At 43.4% G+C, this 22,871-nt stretch carries 23 protein-coding genes (1 of these 23 only partly in view); 14 read left to right on the top strand and 9 right to left on the bottom strand.

All coding sequences use genetic code 11. The features are described from left to right. The first annotated feature begins 11 nt into the window (after positions 1–11). From ACZ5O6_RS02000 to nhaA, 4 genes are all read left to right on the top strand, one after another. Positions 12–791 carry a M15 family metallopeptidase gene (locus ACZ5O6_RS02000; RefSeq protein WP_447092264.1) on the top strand — a complete coding sequence of 260 codons (780 nt, stop codon included), beginning with the start codon at positions 12–14 and terminating at the stop codon, positions 789–791. A gap of 33 nt (positions 792–824) precedes the next feature. Continuing rightward, complete coding sequence (gene cysE, locus ACZ5O6_RS02005) at positions 825–1,619, top strand: serine O-acetyltransferase (protein ID WP_447092265.1); 795 nt, start codon at positions 825–827, stop codon at positions 1,617–1,619. Between the two features lie 98 nt (positions 1,620–1,717). Then, positions 1,718–2,551 carry a hypothetical protein gene (locus tag ACZ5O6_RS02010; RefSeq protein WP_447092266.1) on the top strand — a complete coding sequence of 278 codons (834 nt, stop codon included), beginning with the start codon at positions 1,718–1,720 and terminating at the stop codon, positions 2,549–2,551. 231 nt (positions 2,552–2,782) lie between these two features. Beyond that, complete coding sequence (nhaA, locus tag ACZ5O6_RS02015; RefSeq protein ID WP_447092267.1) at positions 2,783–3,964, top strand: Na+/H+ antiporter NhaA; 1,182 nt, start codon at positions 2,783–2,785, stop codon at positions 3,962–3,964. A gap of 91 nt (positions 3,965–4,055) precedes the next feature. Here nhaA and ACZ5O6_RS02020 read toward each other — a convergent pair whose 3' ends face one another. Further along, entirely contained in the window at positions 4,056–5,474 is a 1,419-nt protein-coding gene (locus tag ACZ5O6_RS02020) for a DUF5610 domain-containing protein (RefSeq protein ID WP_447092268.1), read from the bottom strand. A 180-nt stretch (positions 5,475–5,654) separates the two neighbouring features. On the opposite strand from ACZ5O6_RS02020, the gene ACZ5O6_RS02025 reads away from it, so the two are divergent. Beyond that, complete coding sequence (locus ACZ5O6_RS02025; RefSeq protein ID WP_447092269.1) at positions 5,655–6,278, top strand: LysE family translocator; 624 nt, start codon at positions 5,655–5,657, stop codon at positions 6,276–6,278. A 58-nt stretch (positions 6,279–6,336) separates the two neighbouring features. On the opposite strand, the gene ACZ5O6_RS02030 is transcribed toward ACZ5O6_RS02025, so the two are convergent. Next, the gene (locus ACZ5O6_RS02030; RefSeq protein WP_447092270.1) at positions 6,337–6,822 is read right to left on the bottom strand and encodes an Hsp20 family protein; all 486 of its coding nucleotides are present in this window, start codon (positions 6,820–6,822) and stop codon (positions 6,337–6,339) included. Between the two features lie 340 nt (positions 6,823–7,162). Here ACZ5O6_RS02030 and ACZ5O6_RS02035 point away from each other — a divergent pair, with 340 nt between their 5' ends. Then, complete coding sequence (locus tag ACZ5O6_RS02035; RefSeq protein ID WP_447092271.1) at positions 7,163–8,584, top strand: aspartate ammonia-lyase; 1,422 nt, start codon at positions 7,163–7,165, stop codon at positions 8,582–8,584. 69 nt (positions 8,585–8,653) lie between these two features. Here ACZ5O6_RS02035 and ACZ5O6_RS02040 read toward each other — a convergent pair whose 3' ends face one another. Beyond that, positions 8,654–9,649, bottom strand: a complete 996-nt coding sequence (locus ACZ5O6_RS02040) for an adenosine kinase (protein WP_447092272.1) — start codon at positions 9,647–9,649, stop codon at positions 8,654–8,656. Positions 9,650–9,820: 171 nt separating this feature from the next. Here ACZ5O6_RS02040 and mrcB point away from each other — a divergent pair, with 171 nt between their 5' ends. After that, positions 9,821–12,331 carry a penicillin-binding protein 1B gene (gene mrcB, locus ACZ5O6_RS02045; protein WP_447092273.1) on the top strand — a complete coding sequence of 837 codons (2,511 nt, stop codon included), beginning with the start codon at positions 9,821–9,823 and terminating at the stop codon, positions 12,329–12,331. A gap of 126 nt (positions 12,332–12,457) precedes the next feature. Then, positions 12,458–12,967 (top strand): tetratricopeptide repeat protein, encoded by a 510-nt coding sequence (locus ACZ5O6_RS02050; RefSeq protein WP_447092274.1) that lies wholly within the window; start codon positions 12,458–12,460, stop codon positions 12,965–12,967. 6 nt (positions 12,968–12,973) lie between these two features. Here the strand turns inward: ACZ5O6_RS02050 and ACZ5O6_RS02055 are convergent, their stop codons facing one another. From ACZ5O6_RS02055 to ACZ5O6_RS02070, 4 genes are all read right to left on the bottom strand, one after another. Continuing rightward, the gene (locus ACZ5O6_RS02055; protein WP_447092275.1) at positions 12,974–13,291 is read right to left on the bottom strand and encodes a cupin domain-containing protein; all 318 of its coding nucleotides are present in this window, start codon (positions 13,289–13,291) and stop codon (positions 12,974–12,976) included. Between the two features lie 43 nt (positions 13,292–13,334). Beyond that, on the bottom strand, positions 13,335–14,231 hold the full coding sequence (gene sseA / locus ACZ5O6_RS02060) for a 3-mercaptopyruvate sulfurtransferase (RefSeq protein ID WP_447092276.1): 897 nt from the start codon (positions 14,229–14,231) through the stop codon (positions 13,335–13,337). A 62-nt stretch (positions 14,232–14,293) separates the two neighbouring features. Then, positions 14,294–15,586 carry a glutamate-1-semialdehyde 2,1-aminomutase gene (gene hemL / locus ACZ5O6_RS02065; protein WP_447092277.1) on the bottom strand — a complete coding sequence of 431 codons (1,293 nt, stop codon included), beginning with the start codon at positions 15,584–15,586 and terminating at the stop codon, positions 14,294–14,296. 108 nt (positions 15,587–15,694) lie between these two features. After that, entirely contained in the window at positions 15,695–16,117 is a 423-nt protein-coding gene (locus ACZ5O6_RS02070; protein ID WP_447092278.1) for a CopD family protein, read from the bottom strand. Between the two features lie 273 nt (positions 16,118–16,390). Between ACZ5O6_RS02070 and argC the strand changes: the two genes are divergently transcribed. The 5 genes from argC to ACZ5O6_RS02095 all read left to right on the top strand — a co-directional run bounded on the left by argC (position 16,391) and on the right by ACZ5O6_RS02095 (position 19,643). Continuing rightward, positions 16,391–17,452, top strand: a complete 1,062-nt coding sequence (gene argC / locus ACZ5O6_RS02075; RefSeq protein ID WP_447092279.1) for an N-acetyl-gamma-glutamyl-phosphate reductase — start codon at positions 16,391–16,393, stop codon at positions 17,450–17,452. Positions 17,453–17,502: 50 nt separating this feature from the next. Then, positions 17,503–18,252, top strand: a complete 750-nt coding sequence (locus tag ACZ5O6_RS02080) for a DUF6776 family protein (protein WP_447092280.1) — start codon at positions 17,503–17,505, stop codon at positions 18,250–18,252. A 4-nt stretch (positions 18,253–18,256) separates the two neighbouring features. Then, complete coding sequence (locus tag ACZ5O6_RS02085) at positions 18,257–18,724, top strand: bactofilin family protein (RefSeq protein WP_447092281.1); 468 nt, start codon at positions 18,257–18,259, stop codon at positions 18,722–18,724. Positions 18,725–18,826: 102 nt separating this feature from the next. Next, positions 18,827–19,180 carry an iron-sulfur cluster insertion protein ErpA gene (gene erpA / locus ACZ5O6_RS02090; protein WP_447092282.1) on the top strand — a complete coding sequence of 118 codons (354 nt, stop codon included), beginning with the start codon at positions 18,827–18,829 and terminating at the stop codon, positions 19,178–19,180. Beyond that, positions 19,137–19,643, top strand: a complete 507-nt coding sequence (locus ACZ5O6_RS02095; RefSeq protein ID WP_447092283.1) for a DsrE family protein — start codon at positions 19,137–19,139, stop codon at positions 19,641–19,643. The genes erpA and ACZ5O6_RS02095 overlap by 44 nt, the downstream gene beginning before the upstream one ends. Positions 19,644–19,675: 32 nt before the next feature. Here the strand turns inward: ACZ5O6_RS02095 and ACZ5O6_RS02100 are convergent, their stop codons facing one another. After that, positions 19,676–20,818: an anhydro-N-acetylmuramic acid kinase gene (locus ACZ5O6_RS02100; RefSeq protein ID WP_447092284.1), complete on the bottom strand. Its 1,143-nt coding sequence runs from the start codon at positions 20,816–20,818 to the stop codon at positions 19,676–19,678. Positions 20,819–20,820: 2 nt separating this feature from the next. Further along, positions 20,821–22,326, bottom strand: a complete 1,506-nt coding sequence (locus ACZ5O6_RS02105) for an OapA family protein (protein WP_447092285.1) — start codon at positions 22,324–22,326, stop codon at positions 20,821–20,823. A 212-nt stretch (positions 22,327–22,538) separates the two neighbouring features. On the opposite strand from ACZ5O6_RS02105, the gene tyrS reads away from it, so the two are divergent. Continuing rightward, positions 22,539–22,871, top strand: the beginning of a protein-coding gene (tyrS, locus tag ACZ5O6_RS02110; protein WP_447092286.1) for a tyrosine--tRNA ligase. The gene runs 972 nt beyond the window's last position; only the first 333 of its 1,305 coding nucleotides appear in the window; it begins with the start codon at positions 22,539–22,541; its stop codon lies off the right edge, out of view.

Genomic DNA, 22,871 nt, shown 5'->3' on the forward strand with positions numbered 1-22,871 from the left:
ATCTTTTTACGATGTCATCACTTTCCTTATCGCACTTACAAATGCTGGGTTGCAATGAAGCGCATTTATCTCCTATTGTTGAACAGGAGAATATTTATGTACATGGTGAGATACTATCAAGTCTTCGGCAATTAACTAAAGATGCGAATGCGGCAGGCTTTGATTTGAAAGTCGCAAGTGGTTTTCGCTCGTTTGAGCGACAGTTGCTGATATGGAATAACAAATGCTCGGGTAATCGAGCAATTATGGACGAGCAAGGTCTCGCACTTGATATAGCAGGCTTATCTACAAAAGAAAAAGTGTATGCTATTTGCCGGTGGTCGGCTTTACCGGGTGCATCCAGACATCATTGGGGCACCGATATTGATATTTATGATGCCAAAGTGATGTCTGAAGATTATCAATTACAGTTACAGCCGTCAGAATATGAGGCGAACGGTTTGTTTTCGCCAATGATGGAATGGCTAGATGTTTACCTGTCTCTACCTTCCAGCCCGCATTTTTTTAAGCCTTATCAGTTGGATAAGGGAGGGATTGCACCAGAGCCTTGGCATCTTAGTTATCAGCCTATTGCTGATCATTATGAGCAGCAGTTATCACTAGAAGTGTTGCATACTTTATTGTCTTCGATTTCTTCCGCGTTAGTTGCTAGTGACGGTCTTTTCGACGATGTTGTTATTGATGATGAAGGTGTATTGTTGTCTTCCGTGTTGGGTCACTATACGTTAGAAGATAAAGTGGCGGTGCTAGAGTATCTTCCTGATCTTTATCGACGTTTTGTTCAACGATAAACCTGATCTCTAAAGTAGGAGCAGTCATTCGGTATGCCAAAAAATACCACGAAAAATAACGTACATGATGTTTGGCTGCAGTTGCGAGAGGAAGCAACGAAAGCGAGCCAGCAGCAACCGCTTATGGCGAGTTATTTTCATGCCAATATACTTAATCACTCAACATTTTCGTCAGCAATTTGTTTTTTCCTGTCGCACCATCTATCAAATGGCGCAGTGTCTTCAATGATGATGCAAGATGTCTTTGCAAAAGCCATGTCAGATGATGACACTATTGAACAATTGATGCAGCAAGATCTTATGGCGCATTACACGCGAGACCCTGCTTGTGATCAATTGATAACGCCTTTTCTTTATTTTAAAGGCTATCATGCGATTCAAAGTTATCGTATTGCTCATTGGTTATGGCAGCAAAAGCGTCGAGTGCTTGCTTATTATATGCAAAGTCGTATTGCAACATTATTTGATGTTGATATTCATCCGGCCGCATCGATTGCGGGTGGCTTAATGGTTGATCACGCAACCGGTGTGGTGATCGGCGAGACCGCCGAGATCAAAGAAAATGTATCGATGTTACATGCGGTTACTTTAGGTGGTAGCGGTGCAATAATGGGTAAGCGGCATCCAACGATAGCGCAGGGTGTGCTACTGAGTGCTGGGGCTAAGTTATTTGGTGGTATTACCATTGGTGCCGGCACAAGTGTTGGCGCGGGAAGTGTTGTGCTGGAAAGTATGCCAGCAAATAGTACGGTGGTTGGAGTGCCTGCGAGAGTGGTGGGGCGTTCGCGATCCTCTATGCCGGCGTTAGAAATGGAGCACAATCGTTGATTACCTAATTTTATCTATTTTGATGAAGGTCTCATAATCTTGAATCAGTGGTTGCTATAGAATGCCGTTATAAGTACTGCTGTAAAAAAGGTATAATTATGTTCGAAAAATACTTCAATATTATCTTTACTGGTGTCATCAGGGACGGTTTTGATGAAGTCAGTGTGAAGCAAAAAGCACAACAAATTTTTAAGATAGATGCTGCAAAAATAGCCACATTATTTAGTGGTAAGGCAACGGTACTGAAAAAAAATGTTGATGCTGTTGCCGCCCAAAAATATCAAAAAGTATTGCATGGCATCGGCATGCAAACGAGAGTACACCCTTGCCAAGTAGCACCGCTTTCAAGTCCCTCGGTTAATCACGTCGATAATATCGCTGAAGAAAAATCTACTGCTATAGACTCCTTGCCGGTGAGCTCTAAGGTTTCTGAAGATGAGCCTTTGCGTGTACTCGCTAGTGACGAGGCGGATGAGCGCATTCGTGATCATCAAGCCTTAACCTCAAAAAATGACGGGCACTCGATGATTGATATTCCCGATTGGGATATTCAGCAGGCGGGTGAATGGTTAACAGAGAGTAAACCGTATGAAGGCAATGAGGTGCCAGCATCTCTAAACAAACCTCTTGAGGGTGTTTCGTTGGCTCCAGTGGCCTCAGACTTATCTGAGCGCGAAGCTGGTAATGCGCTATTAGAAATTTCCGCACCACAGTTTTTAGCCGATAAGCCGATCGATTCCATCACGCTATCTGCGGTAGGCGATGATTTGCTTTCTTCGTCTGAGCAGCGTGTAGAGGCTAAAGCATCCATTAATATTAATCATTTAACCGTTGAAGCTGCAGAGGGTGATCTTCTTTTACCGGAAGAAAAAACCGTGTTCGTTAAAAAAGAGATTGAGACTCATCATCTTAATCTAGAGTCTTCTAGCTAGCGGGTGATCAACATATTTTATAGTGGGGTGATGGGATGCCGTTGAGGTTTGCCATAATACCCCAATCTATAAATGATGATGACGCGTACGTATTTTTACTGTCATGTAAGATGAGTAAAGTGCATTTAATCGGCTATACTGAATAGTAATTTGTGCTAAGTTGATGAGAGCTTAAATGCTTAGTTTTCTGTGAGATGTTTTTTGATAAAACCCTACAAATAAAAGGTGCTTATGCAACATAATAATTATTGGTCTCTTGTTACTCGGTTTTTTAAATCAGAGCCTGCCAGCGGCATTTTATTGATGGCGGCAGCGGTACTAGCAATGATTTGTGCGAATACGTTCTTGTCTACGTATTACGAGCTATTGTTATCGACACCGCTGGAAATACGTGTCGGTACGCTAAGTATCGATAAGCCTTTGCTTCTATGGATTAATGACGGCCTAATGGCCATCTTTTTCTTTCTAGTGGGTTTAGAGTTAAAGCGTGAATTAATGGAAGGGGAGTTATCCGATAAACGAAATATTATTCTCCCTGGGATCGGCGCCATTGGTGGTATGGCTGTTCCAGCTCTGGTGTACTTATACTTTAATTACGATGACCCTATTGCGGCTCAAGGTTGGGCAATACCTGCAGCGACGGATATTGCGTTTGCATTGGGTGTGCTTAGTTTGTTGGGCTCACGTGTACCCGTATCGATCAAAATTTTTCTGACATCATTAGCTATTTTTGACGATATTGGCGCTATTCTTATTATTGCCATTTTTTATACGTCACAAATTTCTTTTACTGCATTAATTGTTGTGGCTTGTTTTGTTCCTATACTGGCGATACTGAACCGGTGCAATGTAGTCTCAAGAATGCCCTATATATTAATTGGTATTGTTATTTGGGTGGCCACCTTAAAGTCGGGCGTACATGCTACGTTGGCTGGTGTGGTGTTAGCGATGTTTATTCCTATGCGCTGCACTAAAAACCCGGATATTTCGCCAGTAACCAGTTTAGAGCATACTTTGCATACGCTAGTGGCGTTCTTTGTTTTACCTGTGTTTGCGTTTGCTAATGCGGGTATTAATTTTAGCGGTATGGGTGCGGACCAGCTCTTTCACGATGTGCCGGTGGGTATTGCGCTGGGTTTATTTGTCGGTAAACAAGTCGGTATTTTTGGTTTATGTTGGTTGTTTATTAAGTTGAACTTAGCTCGTTTGCCAAATGATATGAACTGGGGAAGTTTGTATGGTACATCTGCCCTGTGTGGTATTGGCTTTACCATGAGTTTATTTATCGGCTCACTTGCCTTTGGTGGTGGCGAGAAGTTATTTGATGAGCGTATTGGTATTATTTTAGGTTCGTTGCTGTCGGGTATTTTTGGTTACATTATTCTGAAAAAGTCTTTGCCACAGCAAGCATAAATTAGACGCCATTAGGCAACCACAAAAAAACCGAGTGTAGCGCTATACTAACTCGGTTTTTTTGTGTCTATATTTTTTCGGTAATATTTATCTATAGTTGTGTGGTAGCGCGAGCATCGCTAATCGATTGCCCAAAAGTATAATCGTTATTGTTGGTAATTTGCTGATCAATTTGTTGGGCTAATTGCTCAATCACTTGAGCATAATGTATCTGTTGATAGTTGTCTGGGTTGGTGATGCTTTCTAGTACCTGTTGAGTATATTCCCCGACTTGTTTAAACAGTGCCTGCAGATCTTGTGCGGCAGATTGATTGGGGAGTGTCTCGTTTTGTTTTGATGTGTTTGCATCATAAACCGCTGCGACATGGTAACTTTCTACCTGTGTTAGCTGTAAGGCATAGGCGGTGATCTCGCTACTGTCGTAGTTCATTTCTAATGCTGATTGGTAAGCCGCGCCTACATCGCCACGATAAAACTGCTCAGATAGCGACATCACCTGTGTGAGTAAATCGTTAATAGCAGTGACTTCCTCTTTGTTGAGGTCGCCATCTACCTGAAAGGTAAATTGCTGGTGGCTACTTGATGCCTGAATATCAAGATTATTGGAAGCGCCTTGATACGATGCATTAGATAAGTGAGAAGAGCGGTCAGCGGTAATAGTAATTTCGTCGCCTTCCGCTGTGGTTAAGCTAAATGAGAATTGCTGTTTTTCTGAGTACTCGACAACATGTTCACTGACAGACTGCATTTCGTCTAGTGAGTCCAGCAGCGTAATAAGTTGCGTGTCGGGTTGATCCATCGTTTGTAATAGCGTGTCTATAGGTGATGCAAGAACGTTACTTTCTGATTGCTTTGGTATGTTGTTGGGTGCGTGTTCAGCAGGGGTGTTAGACAGAGTTACTTGATCAGGCGTTGTTGACGTTTCTGCCGCTTCACCTAGGTAGGCTTGTCGTAAGTTGGCGATGCCTTCGACAACCTGATCATAGAGCAAAGAGATAGAATCACTGACAGCGGTATTTAATGAACCATCGTCTGATTCGCTATCTTGGCTAAGTAGTTGTTTTGCTTCATCAAAACCTTGTATAAAGCCTGATAAACCTTGAGTTAATAGTTCGGATAGCACCTCTGAGGATGCGCCTGCAGCCTGTTCATTGGCGACTCGTTGTTCAATAAATTGCAAAATATTACTTGCGCCATCGAGTAATGGCGGCGCCTCTTTTACCTTGTTTACCTGTTCAAGGGATAGGCTAGAATAGCTTTCAAAACTATGGCTAGCACTGTATGTGAGGCTACCTTGTTGGTTTTGCGTATCTTGTGACTGTATGTTGACCGAGTAGGCATAACTGCTGATGGAGCGATATTGCGATTGCAGTGGTTTTTGTGGTGTATGACTGGCTTCTGAGAGTGTCGCCTTTTCGGTTGAGTCTTGCTTTGTTGTATCTGGCTTTGCAGTATCTGCCGTGGATATTGGCGTGTGTGGTAAGCTGGATAAGTGCTGGGTTGGCTGCATGGCGGCTCTCGTTCATACATTCATAGCGTTAATCATATAAGGCTATCGGCCATGGCGAGATTGTCTTGAGGTTTTATTCGTATATTCGTCGGGCATCGCTATTTGATACTTGCGACTAACAACCCTCTTGTGTCATGTATGTTTAGCGATGTTGACGGTTCAATTTTTAGGGAAATATCAATGGATAACTATCTGCTCTTTATTTTAGTGGCCTTTATTACCATTTTAAGCCCCGGCCCGGGGATCTTACTTACGCTCACTAATGCGCTGCGCTATGGCTTTAAGGGCGCCACCGGTAGTATTTTGGGTATCGCTGTGGGAAGTTTTATTGTTGCCGGTGTTTCAGCAACGAGCGTGGGAGTGATCTTAGCAACGTCGACGATGGCTTTTAGTATCATGAAATATATCGGTGCCGCGTATTTAATTTATATGGGGGTCAAATTATGGCGCTCCGCTCCTGTTACGTTCTCCAATCAAGAAGAGGGTAATAAAGCATCTGATATCCGCATGATCAAACAGTTCGTAGCGGGTTTTAGCATGCAGCTCACAAACCCCAAAGCTGTGTTTTTCTTTATGTCGATTTTTCCGCAGTTTATCCAATTGGGGGTGAGCTATTCACAACAGTTTGTCACGCTAGTTGTCAGCTATAGTGTCTTAGTGGTTGCGGTACACATGGTCTACGCATTTCTTGCTAAAAGTATGCGTCACTGGCTATCTTCTGAAAAGGGAGGGCGAGCCGTTAACCGTTGTGGTGGAGGTATTTTTGTTGGCTTTGGTGTGGCATTAGCTTTTGCTAGTCGTTAGTCAACTTTCTATTTGTGATTGGAAGACTGACACAGTGCCAGTCTTCCGCTGTTAATAGTTAAGCTGCATTTTTACTTTTAGTTTCACTATCGTGTGCTATGGCCGCAGATTTTTTATTACCATTAATGGCAATCGATTTTGGTTTCATTGCCTCTGGAATTTCTCTGACTAAGGTAATGTTAAGTAATCCGTCAGCGAGTTGTGCATCGGTCACTTCGACGTGATCTGCTAATGTAAATTTGCGTTCGAATGAGCGTTGGGCAATACCTTGGTGAAGATAGTTACGGTTGCTGTTTCGCTTATCTTCTGCCTGATTACCTCGCACGGTAAGTACTCCATTTTCTGTTTCTATTTCTATATCAGCTTCTTTAAAGCCTGCGACCGCTAGTGTAATGCCATAGCGGTTTTCTTCTATCGCCTCAATATTGTAAGGCGGGTAGCCGCCGGCCGCTTTTTCTGTTTGAAATGCGGCGTCTAAGAGTGATCCAAATCGATCAAAACCAACAGTGGAACGGTAAAGGGGAGTTAAATCTATTCTAGTCATTGTGTATATCCTCATCTTATAAGCAATATCATTAATAGTAATAGGGTTCTCTGGGAGACACCCTGTAAGCAAGTAGAATCGGGCTATCTTGCTTATTTTTCTATTTAAGGTCACTCAATATATTTTCAAGGGGTGATTTCACTTTTTGATTTTACTTTTTGTTTATGTTTCTATTCTTGAAATAGTGATAATCACTTTTTTCAAAGGGTTTTTAGTGATTCGTACTGCTTGGCGTCTCAATTGTTTTGTGAAATTCTGCGTGTGTGTTTTGGCACCATAGATAAGCGCCTATTACAGTAAATTCGACTACCCTTATAAAAACATTTTTTGAGGTTGATATATGTTACCTAATACCAATACCCCATTAACGGGTAGTCGAACAGAGAAGGATTTATTGGGCGAAGCTGATATTCCTAATAATGCGCTTTACGGTATTCAAACTTGGCGTGCAACACAAAACTTTACACTAACCGGTGTGCCTCTTAATCATTTTCCTAAATTTGTGCGTGCATTAGCTATGGTGAAAATGGCTGCCGCAAAAGCGAACGCGGAGTTGGGCAACTTGGCCGAAAAAAAAGCAGAGGTCATTCTTCGCGCTTGCCAAGATATTATGGATGATAAGCATCATGATGCGTTTATTGTCGATATGATTCAAGGCGGTGCAGGCACGTCAACTAATATGAATGCCAATGAGGTGATTGCCAATATTGCTTTGCAATATATGGGTGAGCCATTAGGGAATTACAACGCGTTACACCCGAATAATGATGTCAATTTATCCCAATCAACTAACGATGCTTACCCTACAGCGGTACGGTTGGGTATTTTGCTAAGCCATGACGAGTTAGTTGATGCGCTCAAATCATTAAAGAGCGCTTTTTCTCATAAAGCGGAAACGTTTACAGACGTGATTAAAATGGGACGCACACAATTACAAGATGCTGTGCCTATGACTTTAGGACAAGAGTTTGCTTCATGGGCCACTAACCTTGAAGAAGATGTATTGTTGATTTCGAGTCTCTCGGAAAAAATGCTAGAGATCAATTTAGGTGGTACAGCTATTGGTACAGGTATTAATGCGGATCCCCGTTATGGTAAAAAAGCTATTGCAGAATTGGCGACTATTTCGGGCTTTAAGTTTACGCAAGCTGCTGATCTGGTCGAAGCCAGTTCTGACATGGGGGCTTTTGTTTTATTCTCGAGTGCATTAAAACGATTAGCGCTTAAGTTATCAAAAATATCGAATGACTTACGTTTATTAAGTATGGGGCCACGCGCGGGCTTACATGAAATTAACTTGCCGCCGCAGCAGCCCGGGAGCTCAATTATGCCGGGTAAAATTAATCCGGTTATCCCTGAGGCGATGAGCCAAGTAGCGTATCAAGTCGTTGGTAGCGATGTCACTATTAGTATGGCTGCAGAAGCGGGGCAGTTACAGCTCAATGCAATGGAGCCATTAATTACTTATCACTTGTTAGAATCGATACGGTTAATGACCCGTGCGATGACAATGTTAGAGCATCGTTGTGTTAACGGTATCACTGCTAATGCTGAACATTGCCGCAGTATGGTAGAAAATAGTATCGGTATTATTACCGCATTAAATCCCTTTATCGGTTACGAAAATTCATCCCGTATTGCGAAGCAAGCGTTAGCCGAGAATAAAAGCATTGTTGATTTGGTTGAAAGTGAAGGGCTGCTTAAACGAGAGCAGCTCGATGTGATTCTTAATCCAAAAAATATGTTTGTTGAGCAAGAGTGATAACGAAGACAATAAATAAGTCATCGTCCTACTCGTTTTTAAATGAGCAGGGCGATGCTTGTTGGTCAGCTATCCTAAAATGCGCTGCAATACGTCTCTATGCTGTTCTGGTTTTAAACGCGGCCCATATTGGCTAACGACTTGAGCAGACGCTGCGCTTGCTAACTCTCCCGCTTGTGTATAGTTATAACCATTGGTGATGGCATACAAAAATGCACCCGCGAACATATCGCCAGCACCATTGGAGTCTACGGCGGTTACTTCGTTAGCGGCAATTTTAATTAAAGAGCTTCCGTCGTAAATGAGTGCGCCTTGATCGCCCAAAGTAATGGCAAATTCGTTGGCGTATACTTTAAGAGCCTCTATGGCATCAGCGAGCGTTTCGGTTTGTGTAAAACCTAATGCTTCGTCTTGGTTGCAAAAGAGTAGATCTACTTTTGTTCCGATCATTTCCTTTAAGCCATCGGCGAAAAATTGCACCATGGCAGGATCAGATAACGTAAATGCGGTTTTAATACCGTTTACTTGCGCTTGTTTACGCAATTCAATAGCGGCAGCTTTACCGGTTTCAGAGGTGACTAAGTAGCCTTCTATATAGGCGTATTGCGATTGCTTTAATGCCTCTATGTTTAATTCATTAACTGATACGGTTTCACTTATACCTAAAAAGGTATTCATGGTGCGCTCTGCATCAGGCGTAATCATGACAAGGCATTTACCTGTAATGCCATTTTCTTTTTCAGTGTTGGTAGTATCAACACCCGCTTCTTGCATATCGTTAAGATAAAAACTGCCGTTATCGTCGTTAGCGACTTTACAAGAATAAAAGGTCTTCGCACCAAAATAGCTCGCACCGATAATAGTATTAGCTGCCGATCCACCGCTCGCTCGCTTTGAGGTGGTGAGATGATCAGAAAGTAAGTTGATGAGCTCGTGTTGACGCGTTTCGTCTACCAAGGTCATCACCCCCTTGTCGATGCCGAAGGTAGCTAAATCACTGTCATTGACGGTAATTTCTGTATCGACAAGTGCGGCGCCGATGCCGTAAATATGGTAAGTGGACATATAAGACCTTTTTAAATCAATGAATAGGTAATCATGCCGTAGTGACAGCAGATTTGTTATTAGGCGAGCTATTATCCGGTGTGACGCTATAAAGTAAAGACCAAATGATATGCGCTACGTCGTATAATGAGGCATATCCACTCTTTATTATGAGTTATTCATACGTTTGCTATGCTGTCTTCATTCTATTTAATTTTACGTTCTATAGTGTTTTCTATATTACCCCCTATATTGCTCCCTTGCGCTGCGGTTGCTAAAAAACCAGCATCTAAAAAGAAGCCGACTAAAAAAACGCCTGCTAAACGAAAATCACGGAGCAAAAAATCGTCTGCGTTATGGCAGCGTTTCCTGCCTTCGTGGGTAACGCTTTTTAAGCTATTCGCTGTTATCTTTATTGTGTTTTGCTTATGGCTTGTGATGTTGGATGTGCAGGTAAGAGAAAAATTTAATGGCAAAAAATGGGCGATTCCTGCACGTGTATATGCACGACCACTAGAGATTTATGAAGGCTTATTACTAAACCCCGAAGAGCTAAAACGTGAGCTAAATAGCGTGGGCTATCGGCATGTGAAACAAGTGTATGATGTGGGACAGTATGCAATTAAAGGCTCAACTTATACGATTTTTACACGAGACTTTGTCTTCCCTGATAAAGCAGAAGTTGCTGCACGTTACCAAGTAACGTTGAGTCAACAGTCTGTAGCTTCTCAGGTGTCTCGTGTTGTGGGTGCAGACGATGATTTAACCGTGCGTATTGAGCCACAAGAGATTGGTAGTATTTATCCTCGTCACGGGGAAGATCGCATTCTTGTGCAGCTAGAAAATACACCTCCTTTATTGGGACAGGCGTTAATTGCAGTAGAAGATAAGGATTTTGCCAATCATCACGGGATTTCTTTTCGAGGCATCGCGCGTGCCATGTTAGCGAATATTAAAGCCGGGCGCTTTGTACAGGGTGGCAGTACGTTAACGCAACAGTTAGTGAAAAACTTTTATCTCACGCAAGATAAAAACGTAGGCCGAAAAATACAAGAAGCTTTAATGGCACCATTATTAGAGTTGCATTACTCAAAAGCGGATATATTGGAAGCCTATATTAATGAAGTGTATTTAGGTCAAAGTGGCCCAAGGGGGATTCATGGTTTTGGATTGGCATCTAAACACTATTTTAATCGTGCCTTGGATCGTTTGCAGCCGCACCAAATAGCGTTATTGGTAGGTACGGTAAAAGGCGCATCGTACTATAACCCTTGGCGTCATCCTGAGCGTGCCAAAAACCGCCGTGATACGGTATTAAAACTGATGGCTGATAGTGGATTGTTGACGGCTGCAGATTATAAAAAATATACCGCAATGCCGTTAGGTGTCGTTAAAAAAAGCACATTGCGCTTAGGTGATTACCCTGCGTTTCTTGATGTCGTTAAACGACAGTTACAACGCGATTATGACCAAGACGATTTACAAAGCGAAGGCTTAAGAATTTTTACGACCATGTCACCTGGTGTGCAAGCCATTACCGAAAGTGCTGTGTCTAAACGCTTGTCGCAGTTTACGCCGAGAACCAAGAAGCAAGTACTACAAGGTGCTGCAGTCGTTACCGCAGTGGGCAGTGGAGAAATTGTGGCCTTAGTCGGTGATAAAAACCCGCGTTATAGTGGGTTTAATCGAGCCGTCGATATGCAACGTTCGATTGGTTCGTTAGTTAAGCCCTTTGTGTTCTTATCTGCGCTTTCACAGCCCAATCGTTACACGTTAAGTACGTTACTGGATGATAGTCCTGTGACTATTCCTCTCGACACGGGCAAGCAATGGCAGCCAAAGAATTTTGATAAAAAGTCTCACGGGAATATCCCGTTGTATCAAGCGTTAGCGTATTCGTACAATCAGTCAACCGCTCGTATGGGAATGGAGGTAGGCTTACGTCATGTGATTGAGACTTTAAAGGCGGCTGGACTTGAGCAATCAGTTCCGGCTTTACCGTCGTTATTATTGGGTTCGTTAGAGTTGTCACCGCTGGAACTGAGCCACTTGTATCACACGTTGGCGGCTGATGGTGTGTATACGCCCCTGCGTGCGATTCGTGATGTGCTTGATGCCAGCCATGCACGTTTGAGTCGTTATCCTCTAAAAAGCGAACCTCGGTTGAATGCCGATGCGGTTTATTTAATGCATTATAATTTGCAAGCTGTCATGCGTATGGGTACAGGCCGGCGTGCTTATCAGCAACTGCCGGATAGCTTGGCTGTCGCAGGAAAAACGGGAACCACTAATCGTCAGCGCGATAGTTGGTTTGCGGGTTACAGTGCAGATCATTTGGGCATTGTATGGGTGGGTGCGGATAATAATACACCGACATCTTATACGGGGAGCTCAGGGGCGTTACCGATATGGGCGGACGTATTTAGCGCATTGTCGACAGAGTCATTGAGAAGTGAGCAACCTGATAATATTGCGTATTATTGGGCGGATAGCCGTGATGGTTTGTTGAGTACAGAAAATTGCGAAGGGGCTATTTTGGTTCCTTATATTCGAGGCTCTCAGCCTGAGCAAAGCCCTCGTTGTCAGACGGGTGGCCGGTCGGTCACTGGATGGTTTAAACAATGGTTGAATGATGCTGTGACAAGCAAGCCTTCTGATGCGAATACACGACAATCCGATACGCAAGAAAGAGGTATGCGCTAGAAAATGGGTTTACTATTGTTTGTTCACTTAAGATGTTCTCGTTTAAGCCCCGTTGGCTTAAGCAAAGTTAATGTACTCAACTATCGTGAGTAAGAAAGTACATATATCGTGAGTAAGAAAATACATATGAAAGACAAGAATATAAAAAAATGTAATAGGCTTCTTTTAGGTGGCGTTGTGGTGTTACTTACGGCCTGTGCTTCTTCGCCGAATGAGGTTGTTATACGCGATGCAGCAGGTACGATACCTAGTCCAACATCATCGCCGAAAGAGCGTGTGTTATCGTCATCTAGTCATGCTGAAAACAAAAGCACGCGCAATGCCGAAAAAGCAACACCGGAAAATAGTGTGTCGATTGTGCGCTCTGTTAATGAACAAAGCGTTTCTCCGTTACAGAAAAAATTACGTTTATCGGCACAAAAACATCTGGCAGCCGGTGAGTCGGAGGAGGCTATTCGTTTGGCCGAAAAAGGCTTGCGCATTGATCGTAAGGATACGCAATTCTATGTGGTGTTAGCGCGCGCTTATCAGCAGCTCAATGACACTAATCAATCCGCTTATTTTGCTCAGCAAGGTTTACGTTATGCTAAAAAAGGCAGTGAAGATTATAAGGTACTTAACCAATTAGCCTTCTAGAATTTTTTAAACGTCGTAATAATTTTCAGGTAAAAAACGCGGCGTACAGACAACTAAAAAGATAAGATCATCATCTCCGGTATTGCGGATCATTTGAGGACAGTTCTCGGGAATAATGACCACGCCGTTACCGCTGACAATAATATATCGCTCAATGGTTTTATTTAATCGGTGCAGGCGTGTTTCGGTATTAGGTGTTAATCGTGCTCTAGCGACCGAAAGTCCTGCGTCTTTTTCTGAATTTGACACCTCTAATATATAGCAGCCTTCCTCAAAAAAATATTCGTTTGATTCATCGTTGTGAATAATCAATGGTGATTGCATAGTGGACTCTTTATTATCGCTGTTGTGGGTTTTTGGCAGTGGATCAATCAGTCGTAGTATCAATCGGAAGGTGGTTGTTGGGGTCTCCCCACTCACACCATGAGCCGTCATAAACCGCAATTTTTTTAATGCCCGCAAGGTGAGCAGCAAAGGCAATAATACAGGCGGTAATCCCGCTGCCACAAGTGGCGTATAGCGGTTGGTTGGCCTCGTCGCTTTTATTGTTCCCCCCTTTGTTGTCATAACACTGGTTTATTCTCTCGCGTAGCTCGGTTGTTGGCTTAAATAGTCCATTTTCCAGCAATTCGGTAAACGGCAAGTTAATCGAGTGTGGAATGTGTCCGCTAATTAATCCTTCTCTCGGCTCTTTTGCATGGCCATCAAACCGTGCTTGAGAGCGTGCATCGATTATGGTTGCTGAGTGTGATTGGCTGGCGTGGAGTATTTGGTTTTTATCTTTGATCCAATCAGATTGATATTGAGCAACAAAGTTGCCCGTATTAAATATTGCAGTTTTTTCCGCACGGTGCGTTGCGTTTTTTTGCTTTTCCCACTCGGGGAGACCGCCATCAAGTACGGCGCATTGAGTGTGGCCCATTGCCATAAACATCCACCACGCCCTTGGCGCAGAAAATATGCCAAGGCTATCGTAAATCACAATAATACTGTCTTGATTAATGCCTAATGCTTGCGCTTCCTGAGTAAATATTTCGGGCGTGGGAAGCATGTGCGGTAGAGACGAGAGGGTATCTGCAATGGCATTGTTAAAATCAAAAAAACGTGCCCCCTTTATGTGTTTATTTTTCCACTCTGCCATTGCATCACGGTCGGAGCCCGGCATGTGGGCGCTGGCATCTAGAATAATTAATTGTGGGTGGTGATGATTTTCTTTTAACCATTTGGCACTCACTAATGGACTTGGCAATGTTAAGTTTTCCATCGCTAGATGTTCTCGTATGATTGTTAGTGTTGTTTAAAACGGCCTATCAATGTAAGGAAGGCTTATAGTTGCGCAAACGCCCGCTCAGCGGCATCCAAGGTTGCTTGAATATCAGCATCGCTATGAGCGATCGAGGTAAAACCTGCCTCATAAGAGGCGGGGGCAAGGTAAACACCTTCTTCTAACATAAGATGAAAAAATTGGTTGAAGCGAGGAATATTGCAGTTCATCACTTGCTGATAATTTGTTACCGGTTTGCTGTCGTTAGCGTCTTTTAAGAAAAAGAAACCAAACATGGAACCCACATGATTGGTGGTAAAAGGGATGTTGGCAGCATCGGCGCGCTCTTGTAAGCCATCGACTAAGGTATTCGTTTTGGCAAAGAGTTGTTCATAAAAATTATTCTGTGTTAAGCCTTCAAGGTTGGCGAGGCCGGCCGCCATCGCGACAGGGTTTCCCGATAATGTTCCCGCTTGATATACGGGCCCTAACGGTGCGATCTGATCCATAATGGCTTGTTTGCCGCCAAAAGCGCCGACGGGCATTCCTCCGCCCATGACTTTACCTAATGTAATTAAGTCGGCGTCAACACCGTAACAACCTTGCGCGCCGTTAGGATGAACGCGAAAGCCTGTCATCACCTCATCAAATATAAGCAGGGCGCCGCTGTCGTCACAAACCTTGCGTAAGGTTTGTAAAAAATTGTTAACGGGGGGGATGCAATTCATATTGCCTGCGACAGGCTCTACAATAATACAGGCGATTTCTTTTCCTATGTCGGCAAAAAGCTGCTCGACCTGCTCGCTATCATTGTAGTTGAGTGTAATCGTGTGGTCGGCAAGGCTATCAGGCACGCCGGGAGAGCTTGGTACCCCAAATGTTAGTGCGCCTGATCCTGCTTTGACGAGTAACGAGTCAGAGTGTCCGTGGTAGCAGCCTTCAAACTTTACAATTTTGTCGCGTCCGGTTGCTCCTCTTGCAAGCCGAATCGCACTCATGGTGGCTTCGGTTCCCGAATTCACAAATCGTACTTTATCCATATTGGGAATGATGTCGCAAATACGTTCAGCGAGCGTTGTTTCTATCTGAGTGGGCGCACCAAAACTAAGACCATTTAGTGCCGCTGCTCTAACCGCTTCGATCACGGGAGGATAAGCATGGCCTAAGATCATCGGCCCCCAAGACAGTACATAATCGATGTAGCGTTTATTATCTTCATCAAATAAATAAGCTCCTTCTGCACGCTGTATAAAAACGGGAGTGCCACCTACGGCTTTAAAAGCACGTACGGGAGAATTAACGCCACCGGGAATGTGGTCTTGCGCTTCAGTAAACAGTTGTTCAGAACGATTCATGTAAAAACCTTTTTATGCGCTCTTTATCGAGCCGTAAGATGAAATGTTAATAAAGGGTGATGATATGTTGTGTGCTTTGAAGATGTCTTTTGACTATGTGTAAATACATTAGCTGGGTTTCACGACAACGAGGCAAACGATAATAATTAACAGTAAAACAGGAAATTCATTAAACCAACGATAAAAAATGTGGGAGCGCTGGTTATTGTCCTGACAAAATTGCTTCCATAGATAAATGCATGTCCCGTGGTAGGCGACAAGTACGCCGACGGCCGAGAGCTTCAGCCAAAACCATAGACTAGCTTGATAGTAGATCCAATGGTAAGAGGTTAACCATGCACCTAATAGTAGTGTGGCGATCATCGATGGATTGCCAATTCCACGGATTAATTTACGCTCCATAATAATAAAGCGATCTTTGCTGATTTTATCTTCACTCATTGCGTGATAAACAAACAGCCGTGGCAAGTAAAACAGTACGGCAAACCAGCAAATGACCGCGATAATGTGGAACGACTTTACCCAAAGCATAGTTAACCCTTTATATGTTGCTACTCGCTATCATTGCTATTGTCTAATGCCATTAACGTTACATAAAGTTATTCTTATTAGCAAGATAACTGAATGATAAGGCGTTCCTTTACCGTTAGAGCGGAGGTTTCACTCACGATCGTTGAATAGGGGTGTGGTTGGATGGGGGCGATTATTTTTTCAGCTTATTTTGTGATCGTCTGTTGATTGATTTATCATAGCTTTCCAAGCAGTGTTATTGCATTCGTTAATTGAGAACATACAGAGAGAGTCATGGTAAAAGTAGGTATTGTTGGCGGCACAGGTTACACCGGTGTTGAATTGTTGCGTTTGTTAGTTAATCACCCAAATATTGAAGTGGCTGTGATCACTTCGCGTTCCGAAGAGGGTGTAGCTATTGCCGACATTTATCCTAATTTGCGAGGGCATTGTGAGCTCCGCTTTACCGCACCGGATAATCAGCAACTATCTCAATGTGATGTTGTATTCTTTGCAACACCTCATGGCGTGGCGCATAAGTTAGTGCCTGAGCTATATGAGAAGGGTGTGAAAATCATCGATTTATCGGCAGACTTTAGAATTAAAGACGCCGAGTTATGGTCTCAATGGTACGGGCAGCCCCATGGTTGCGAGGCTTTGCTGCCCCATGCGGTTTATGGCTTACCTGAAGTTAATAGAGAAAGTATTCAGAATGCTCAATTAATTGCGTGCCCGGGTTGTTATCCAACGTCAGTGCAACTTGGCTTGTTACCTTTGTTAGAGCATGATCTTGTCGACCCCAAAACGCTGATTGCCAATTCGGCGAGCGGTACCAGTGGTGCAGGTAGGCAGGCCAATATAGGCACCTTGCATGCTGAAGTATCCGATAGCTTTGGAGCGTATGCCGTTGCAGGGCATCGCCACTTGCCTGAGATAGAGCAGGGCTTGCGTGGCTTTCAAAAACAGGCGGACAATATCGATGAAAATGATAACGCGGCTGAACTCACGTTCGTGCCTCATTTACTGCCAATGGTGAGAGGCATTCACTCCACATTATATGCGCGATTAAAAGTAAGCCAGACGGTCGATCTGCAATCTCTATACGAGTCTCGTTACGCGAATGAGCCTTTTGTGGATGTGATGCCCGCCGGTTCTCACCCTCAAACGCGCTCGGTAAAATCATCAAACATGTGCCGTTTATCTATTGCGAGACCTCAGGGCGGTGATACGGTTGTGGTTATGTCTGTGATTGATAACCTCACAAAGGGGGCTTCGGGTCAGGCGGTACAAAATATGAATATTATGTGCGGTTTTGATGAGCAAGCAGGCTTGCAGCAAGTTGCTCTACTCCCTTAATGACGATATTCTCGAACTGAAATAGATGATTTTTCTGAGGAAATACAGATATGCCACCGGTTGAACCTAGTCCTGAATTTGATTTGGCGGTTGTTCCCTATCGCCCTTATCGGCCATGGCTGCTGGGGGCAGTTATTGTAGTAGTGGTTGCTGTGCTGACGTTGGTTGGTTATTACAGTGGCTATTATCGAGGTACGGTATTGGAAGGTAGTGCAATTGCTGAGCGTGACCACTTGCGTAAGGAGTATGCCGACGCAAAAAGTGAGGCGAGCCTATTAAATCAGCAAATTGCCAATTTACGTTTGGGGTCAGACGTTGACCGTAAGGCGACTGAACAAGTGCGAGCAGAGGTTGTTGAGCTTAACAATCGCATTGCTGAATTAGAGAGGGATAATACGTTTTATCGTGATCTTATGCGCCCAGAGAGTGATGATCAAGGGATCTCGGTAGAGGTGCCATCCATTACTTTAGCGAGCGGTATTCCGAATACTTACGACTATAAAATGGTTGTTAAACAGCAGTCCGCTAATCGCTCTCAGGTTGTGGGTTATTTAGAGTTTATCGTTGTTGGTACTAATGATGAGGGGAAAAAGAAGCGCTTTTCACTATCTCAGCTATCATCTACCGTTACAACTGAAAAAATTAAGCTAAACTTCAAATACTTTCAACGGTTGGAAGGGCAAATTATTTTGCCTAGTGCATTCAACCCAGAACGTATAGAGCTTAAGATTGTCTCACTCAAGCCTAGAAAAACACTGATAGAAAAAACCTTCAACTGGATAACAACAAAAAGCGAGTAGTGGTATGTTCGGTAAAAAAGAAAAAAAGGCCGCCTTTGCGGCGGGTGGCACCACGTTAATATCAAAGCACACCGAAATTGTAGGTGATTTACACTTTTCTGGTACCTTAATGATCGAAGGGCAGGTTAAGGGTAATATCTATGCAGTTGATGCTGATAATGCACAGGCGCGAGTATTGGAAAGCGGTAAGGTTGAAGGTGAAATCCGCGTGCCTACCTTGGTGATTAACGGTTCGGTAACGGGTAATGTTTACTCAAGCAAGCATATAGAGTTGGCAGCTAAAACAGTGATTAACGGCAATGTGCATTATTCGTTGATTGAAATTGTTAAAGGCGCTCAAGTGAATGGTAGCTTGGTGTATAGTGCTCAACCCCTATCAGCAAAGCCTAAGCTTCAGTCGGCTCCGGCTAACATCGCTAAAAAAGGTGTGGGTGCATCTTTGCCTATTGATACAGTTCCCAGTAAAGCATAATACTTGACTAAAATACTCGGCAATGTACATAATGCATTGATAAGTTTCGTTCGCATTGTTTTCCTAGATCACTAGGAATCACTATCGAGGTATAAGCCGAGTATGAGTTCTCCCGAAGTATTTACCCCTCAGCCTATAATGGTTTCTGATAATGCCGTTCACAAGGTGCGGTCGTTGTTGGAAGAAGAGGATAACTTTGATCTAAAATTGCGAGTCTTTGTTACTGGTGGTGGCTGTTCGGGTTTCCAATATGGCTTTACCTTCGATGAATTAGCTGCAGATGATGATGCTATCATTACCAAAGATGATGTCACCGTCGTCGTTGATAGTATGAGTTATGCCTACCTTGTTGGTGCGCAAATCGATTATAAAGAGAATTTAGAAGGCTCTAAATTTGTTGTTGATAATCCGAATGCTGAAACCACTTGTGGTTGCGGCTCTTCTTTTTCCATTTAATCTTTTTGTTGTGCGTAAATTACTTGTTATTTTTGTTGTCATTGTTTGCTGGCCCATACATGCCTATGCGCAAACAGATGATCCTCTCGCTTCTGAAAATGCCAATGGTTATGTTGCGCGAATCTTAAATGATTCTCCAGAAGAAGTGGCTGATGCATTAGAGAGAGTAGAAAAATTATATGCAGAAGGCCGCTTGCCCCAGGGTGCTGCCCCCATATCTATTATTTTGCATGGGCCTGAAGTTGAGATTTTTTTTAAAGACAAGTATGAAGAATACAAAAAGATAGTGGATTTAGCCGCTCAGCTCAGCGCATTCGGTGTTGTGGATGTTCGAGTCTGTGAAACTCAGGCGGGAATTATGGGACGTAGCCGCTCCAGCATTCATTCTTTTATTGGTACTGTACCCTTTGGTCCTACGGCAGTTAAAAGGCTGCTAGATCAGCAAAATTACGTTTATTTCTAATTATGTACCTATTTTTGCGCTTAGTTACTCTGTTACGGCGCTAAGTAAATCCCTCCCAAAATGACTTCCTTATTTGCCCCTGTAGCTGATGGTAAGTTAGCTGCCTTTCTTTCCATGGTTTGCTTCGCTAGCCAAGCAAATGCAATGGCTTCGACCCAGTTGGGATCTATACCTAATACTTGGGTGGTCGATACCGTTCTTGAAGGCATGCGATCTCCCAGTTTTTGCATCAACACCTCATTGTTAGCCCCGCCACCGCAGGCATATACACTGGCCTGTTGATGTCTGTCGACGCTTTCTATTTCCTTGCAAATACTGCTTATGGTTAATTCCAGCAAAGTGGCTTGTATATCTTCCGGTAATAATGTGTTTCGGTGTTTATGGTTGAGTTTTTCTAGTGCTTGCGTTAACCACTCTACGTTAAAGAGTTCTCTCCCTGTGCTTTTGGGAAAGCCTTTAGCGAAGTAAGCATCTGACAATAAAAGCTCAAGAAGGGGTTTGTTACAGGTGCCTGATAGTGCCCATTCGCTGTTGTGATCAAAAGACTTGCATTGATGTTTCCAGCACCAGTTATCCAGAAGAGTGTTTGCTGGGCCGGTGTCGTAACCGAGAATATTATTAGCGCTATCCGTTGAACAAAGGTGAGTGATGTTAGCAATGCCGCCGAGATTTAAGATAATACGATCTTCAGCTGGCGAATGGAATACGGCACGATGAAAGGCGGGTACTAAGGGCGCGCCTTGTCCTCCTGCGGCAATATCTCTTCGTCGAAAGTCAGCTACGGTAGTAATGCCTGTTACTTCAGCGATAATATTGGGGTCACCCATTTGTAAGCTATAGCCTTGAGCATGCGGTGAGCTGGGGTAGTGCCGAACGGTTTGTCCGTGGCTTCCTATAGCAGTGATAGTGCGTGTCGGTATGTTGCTCGCTTGGCAAATATGATGTATTGCTTCACAGGAATAATTAGCAATTTGCTGGTCAAGCCATCGAAGCTTCTCGATTTCATTATCGCCAGGCTTAACTAAGTCTTTAACGCATTGCCGGATGTCATCAGGAAGAGGTATAGAGTGTGTGCTGATGACTTGGCATGTGCCATCATCGGGTAGTTGAACCAGCGCCGCATCGAGTGAATCAACACTTGTGCCTGTCATTAAGCCAATATAGTAATTGTCCATATTTACTGCGTTGTGGATGCAGATTTAGATAGTGCCAATTGCGTGTTATTACTAAAATCAGTTAATTTTGCCATTAATGGCTGCGTTTCTAAATTAAAGTTAGCGAGTAATGACTTGGATATTGATTCTGCCTTTGGTAGTTCCACTCTTACAGGGTTGCGTACCACGCCGTTCTTATAAAATTCGTAATGTAAATGAGGGCCTGTTGCTAAGCCAGATTTACCGACGTAGCCAATGATTTGCCCTTGTTTAACGCGAGTGCCTGTGCGGATGCCCTTGCCATATCTATGCATGTGGGCATACAGTGTTTTGTAACTTTGACCATGACGTAATACCACTGTGCGGCCATAGCCTCCCTTGGTGCCTGCAAACTCTACTTTTCCGTTTCCAGCCGCTTTGATGGGGGTGCCGGTAGGTGCAGCGTAATCGGTTCCTTTGTGGGCTCGAATGCGATTTAAAATAGGGTGCTTACGTTTAAGGTTAAAGTGAGAGCTAATACGCGCAAAATCAACGGGCGTGCGCAAGAATGCTTTCTTCATGCTCTTGCCGGTGGGAGTGTAATAACTGGTGTTGCCCTCGGGGTCGGTATAGCGAACGGCTGTAAAAGTTTTCTTTTGGTTGGTAAATTCGGCAGCTAAGATAGGGCCGTTACCAATTTTTTCGCCATTGATAAACCGCTCTTCGTAAATAACTTTGAAAGAATCATTGGTTCGTATATCTAACGCGAAATCAATATCCCAGCCAAAAATACTCGCCAGCTCCATAATACTGCTTTCTTCTATGCCTGCATCGGTGCCTGCAAGAAAGAGGGAGTTAATGATAGTCGCTTCGCGGTAGGCAATATGTATATCGGGCTTGATATCAATTTTACTGTCAGTAAAGCCTTTTTCTGTGCGTATAAATTCAATATGATTCAAGCGATTTTTGCGATAGCGCAAGGCGTTCAACTCGCCATCGACGATATTAAAATCTATAGTTTGCCCGGGAAATATGCGTTTCAATGATTGAGCGGCTTTATTGCTATTTAAAAACTGATGCAGTGCGACATCAGATAATCCTGCACGATTAAATAAGAAGGATAAGCTGTCGCCGGGTCTAACAGTTTCAGTATGCCAGTCTATCGGTGTTGATATTGGCTGTGTTGTTATTGTTGCAGTTGCCGCTTGAGGCTCGTTGCTGGGCTCCATTTCGCTTGCAAGGGTGAGTTGGGTTTCTTTATCAACAGTGATGTTAGTATCATTACTGAATGGTGTGATCGTGTTGTTGCTCTCTTCGATGGCGTTTTGGGTGATTACTGTTGCCGGATCTAGAGCTATGTTGACTCTTGTATTCGCCGTAAGTGGAAGATCAATTGATGCCACCACGCGTGTGGGCGACTTTTCTGAATAAGTCGCCATCGTTACAATCAGTAAAGCGCTAGCTAATCCGCTAGCTAGCAATAAATGCCCTTTAGGAAAGAGCTTGACTGTTTTGGTAATAGGATCTTTTTTTATATTTTTCTTAGTCATTTCAAAGACTTTCATTATAGTTTTTACGCACTGCTTTATGTTGAGAGCAATTATTCAATGTTTGTTCATAAATAGCAATCTTTCCATATTAATTTGTCGCGTTTACTCACGTTAAATCTCGCTTGTTTTTGTAACAGTTTTAGGTATGGTGACGCCTGATTTTATCCCGCCGTTGTGTCGGCTATATTCTTTTGTTTTTATAGGGCTTTATCATGACAATGACCAGTAAAGATTTAATCGCTGATTTGCGATCTCGAGGCTTGATTGCCCAAATCACTCGGGAAGATGCTTTTGATGCATATCTGTCGGAAGAGCCACGCACTTTATATTGTGGCTTTGATCCTACGGCGGACAGTCTTCATATTGGCAGCTTAGTGCCGCTATTAACCTTGAAGCGCTTTCAGCAAGCTGGTCATAAGCCGATTGCTCTAGTCGGTGGGGCGACTGGATTGATTGGTGATCCTAGTTTTAAGTCGCAGGAGCGTAAGCTTAATACCCCAGATATTGTTGATCAGTGGGTAGATCGATTAAAAGTACAAGTTTCT

This window comes from Eionea flava, from assembly GCF_055393785.1.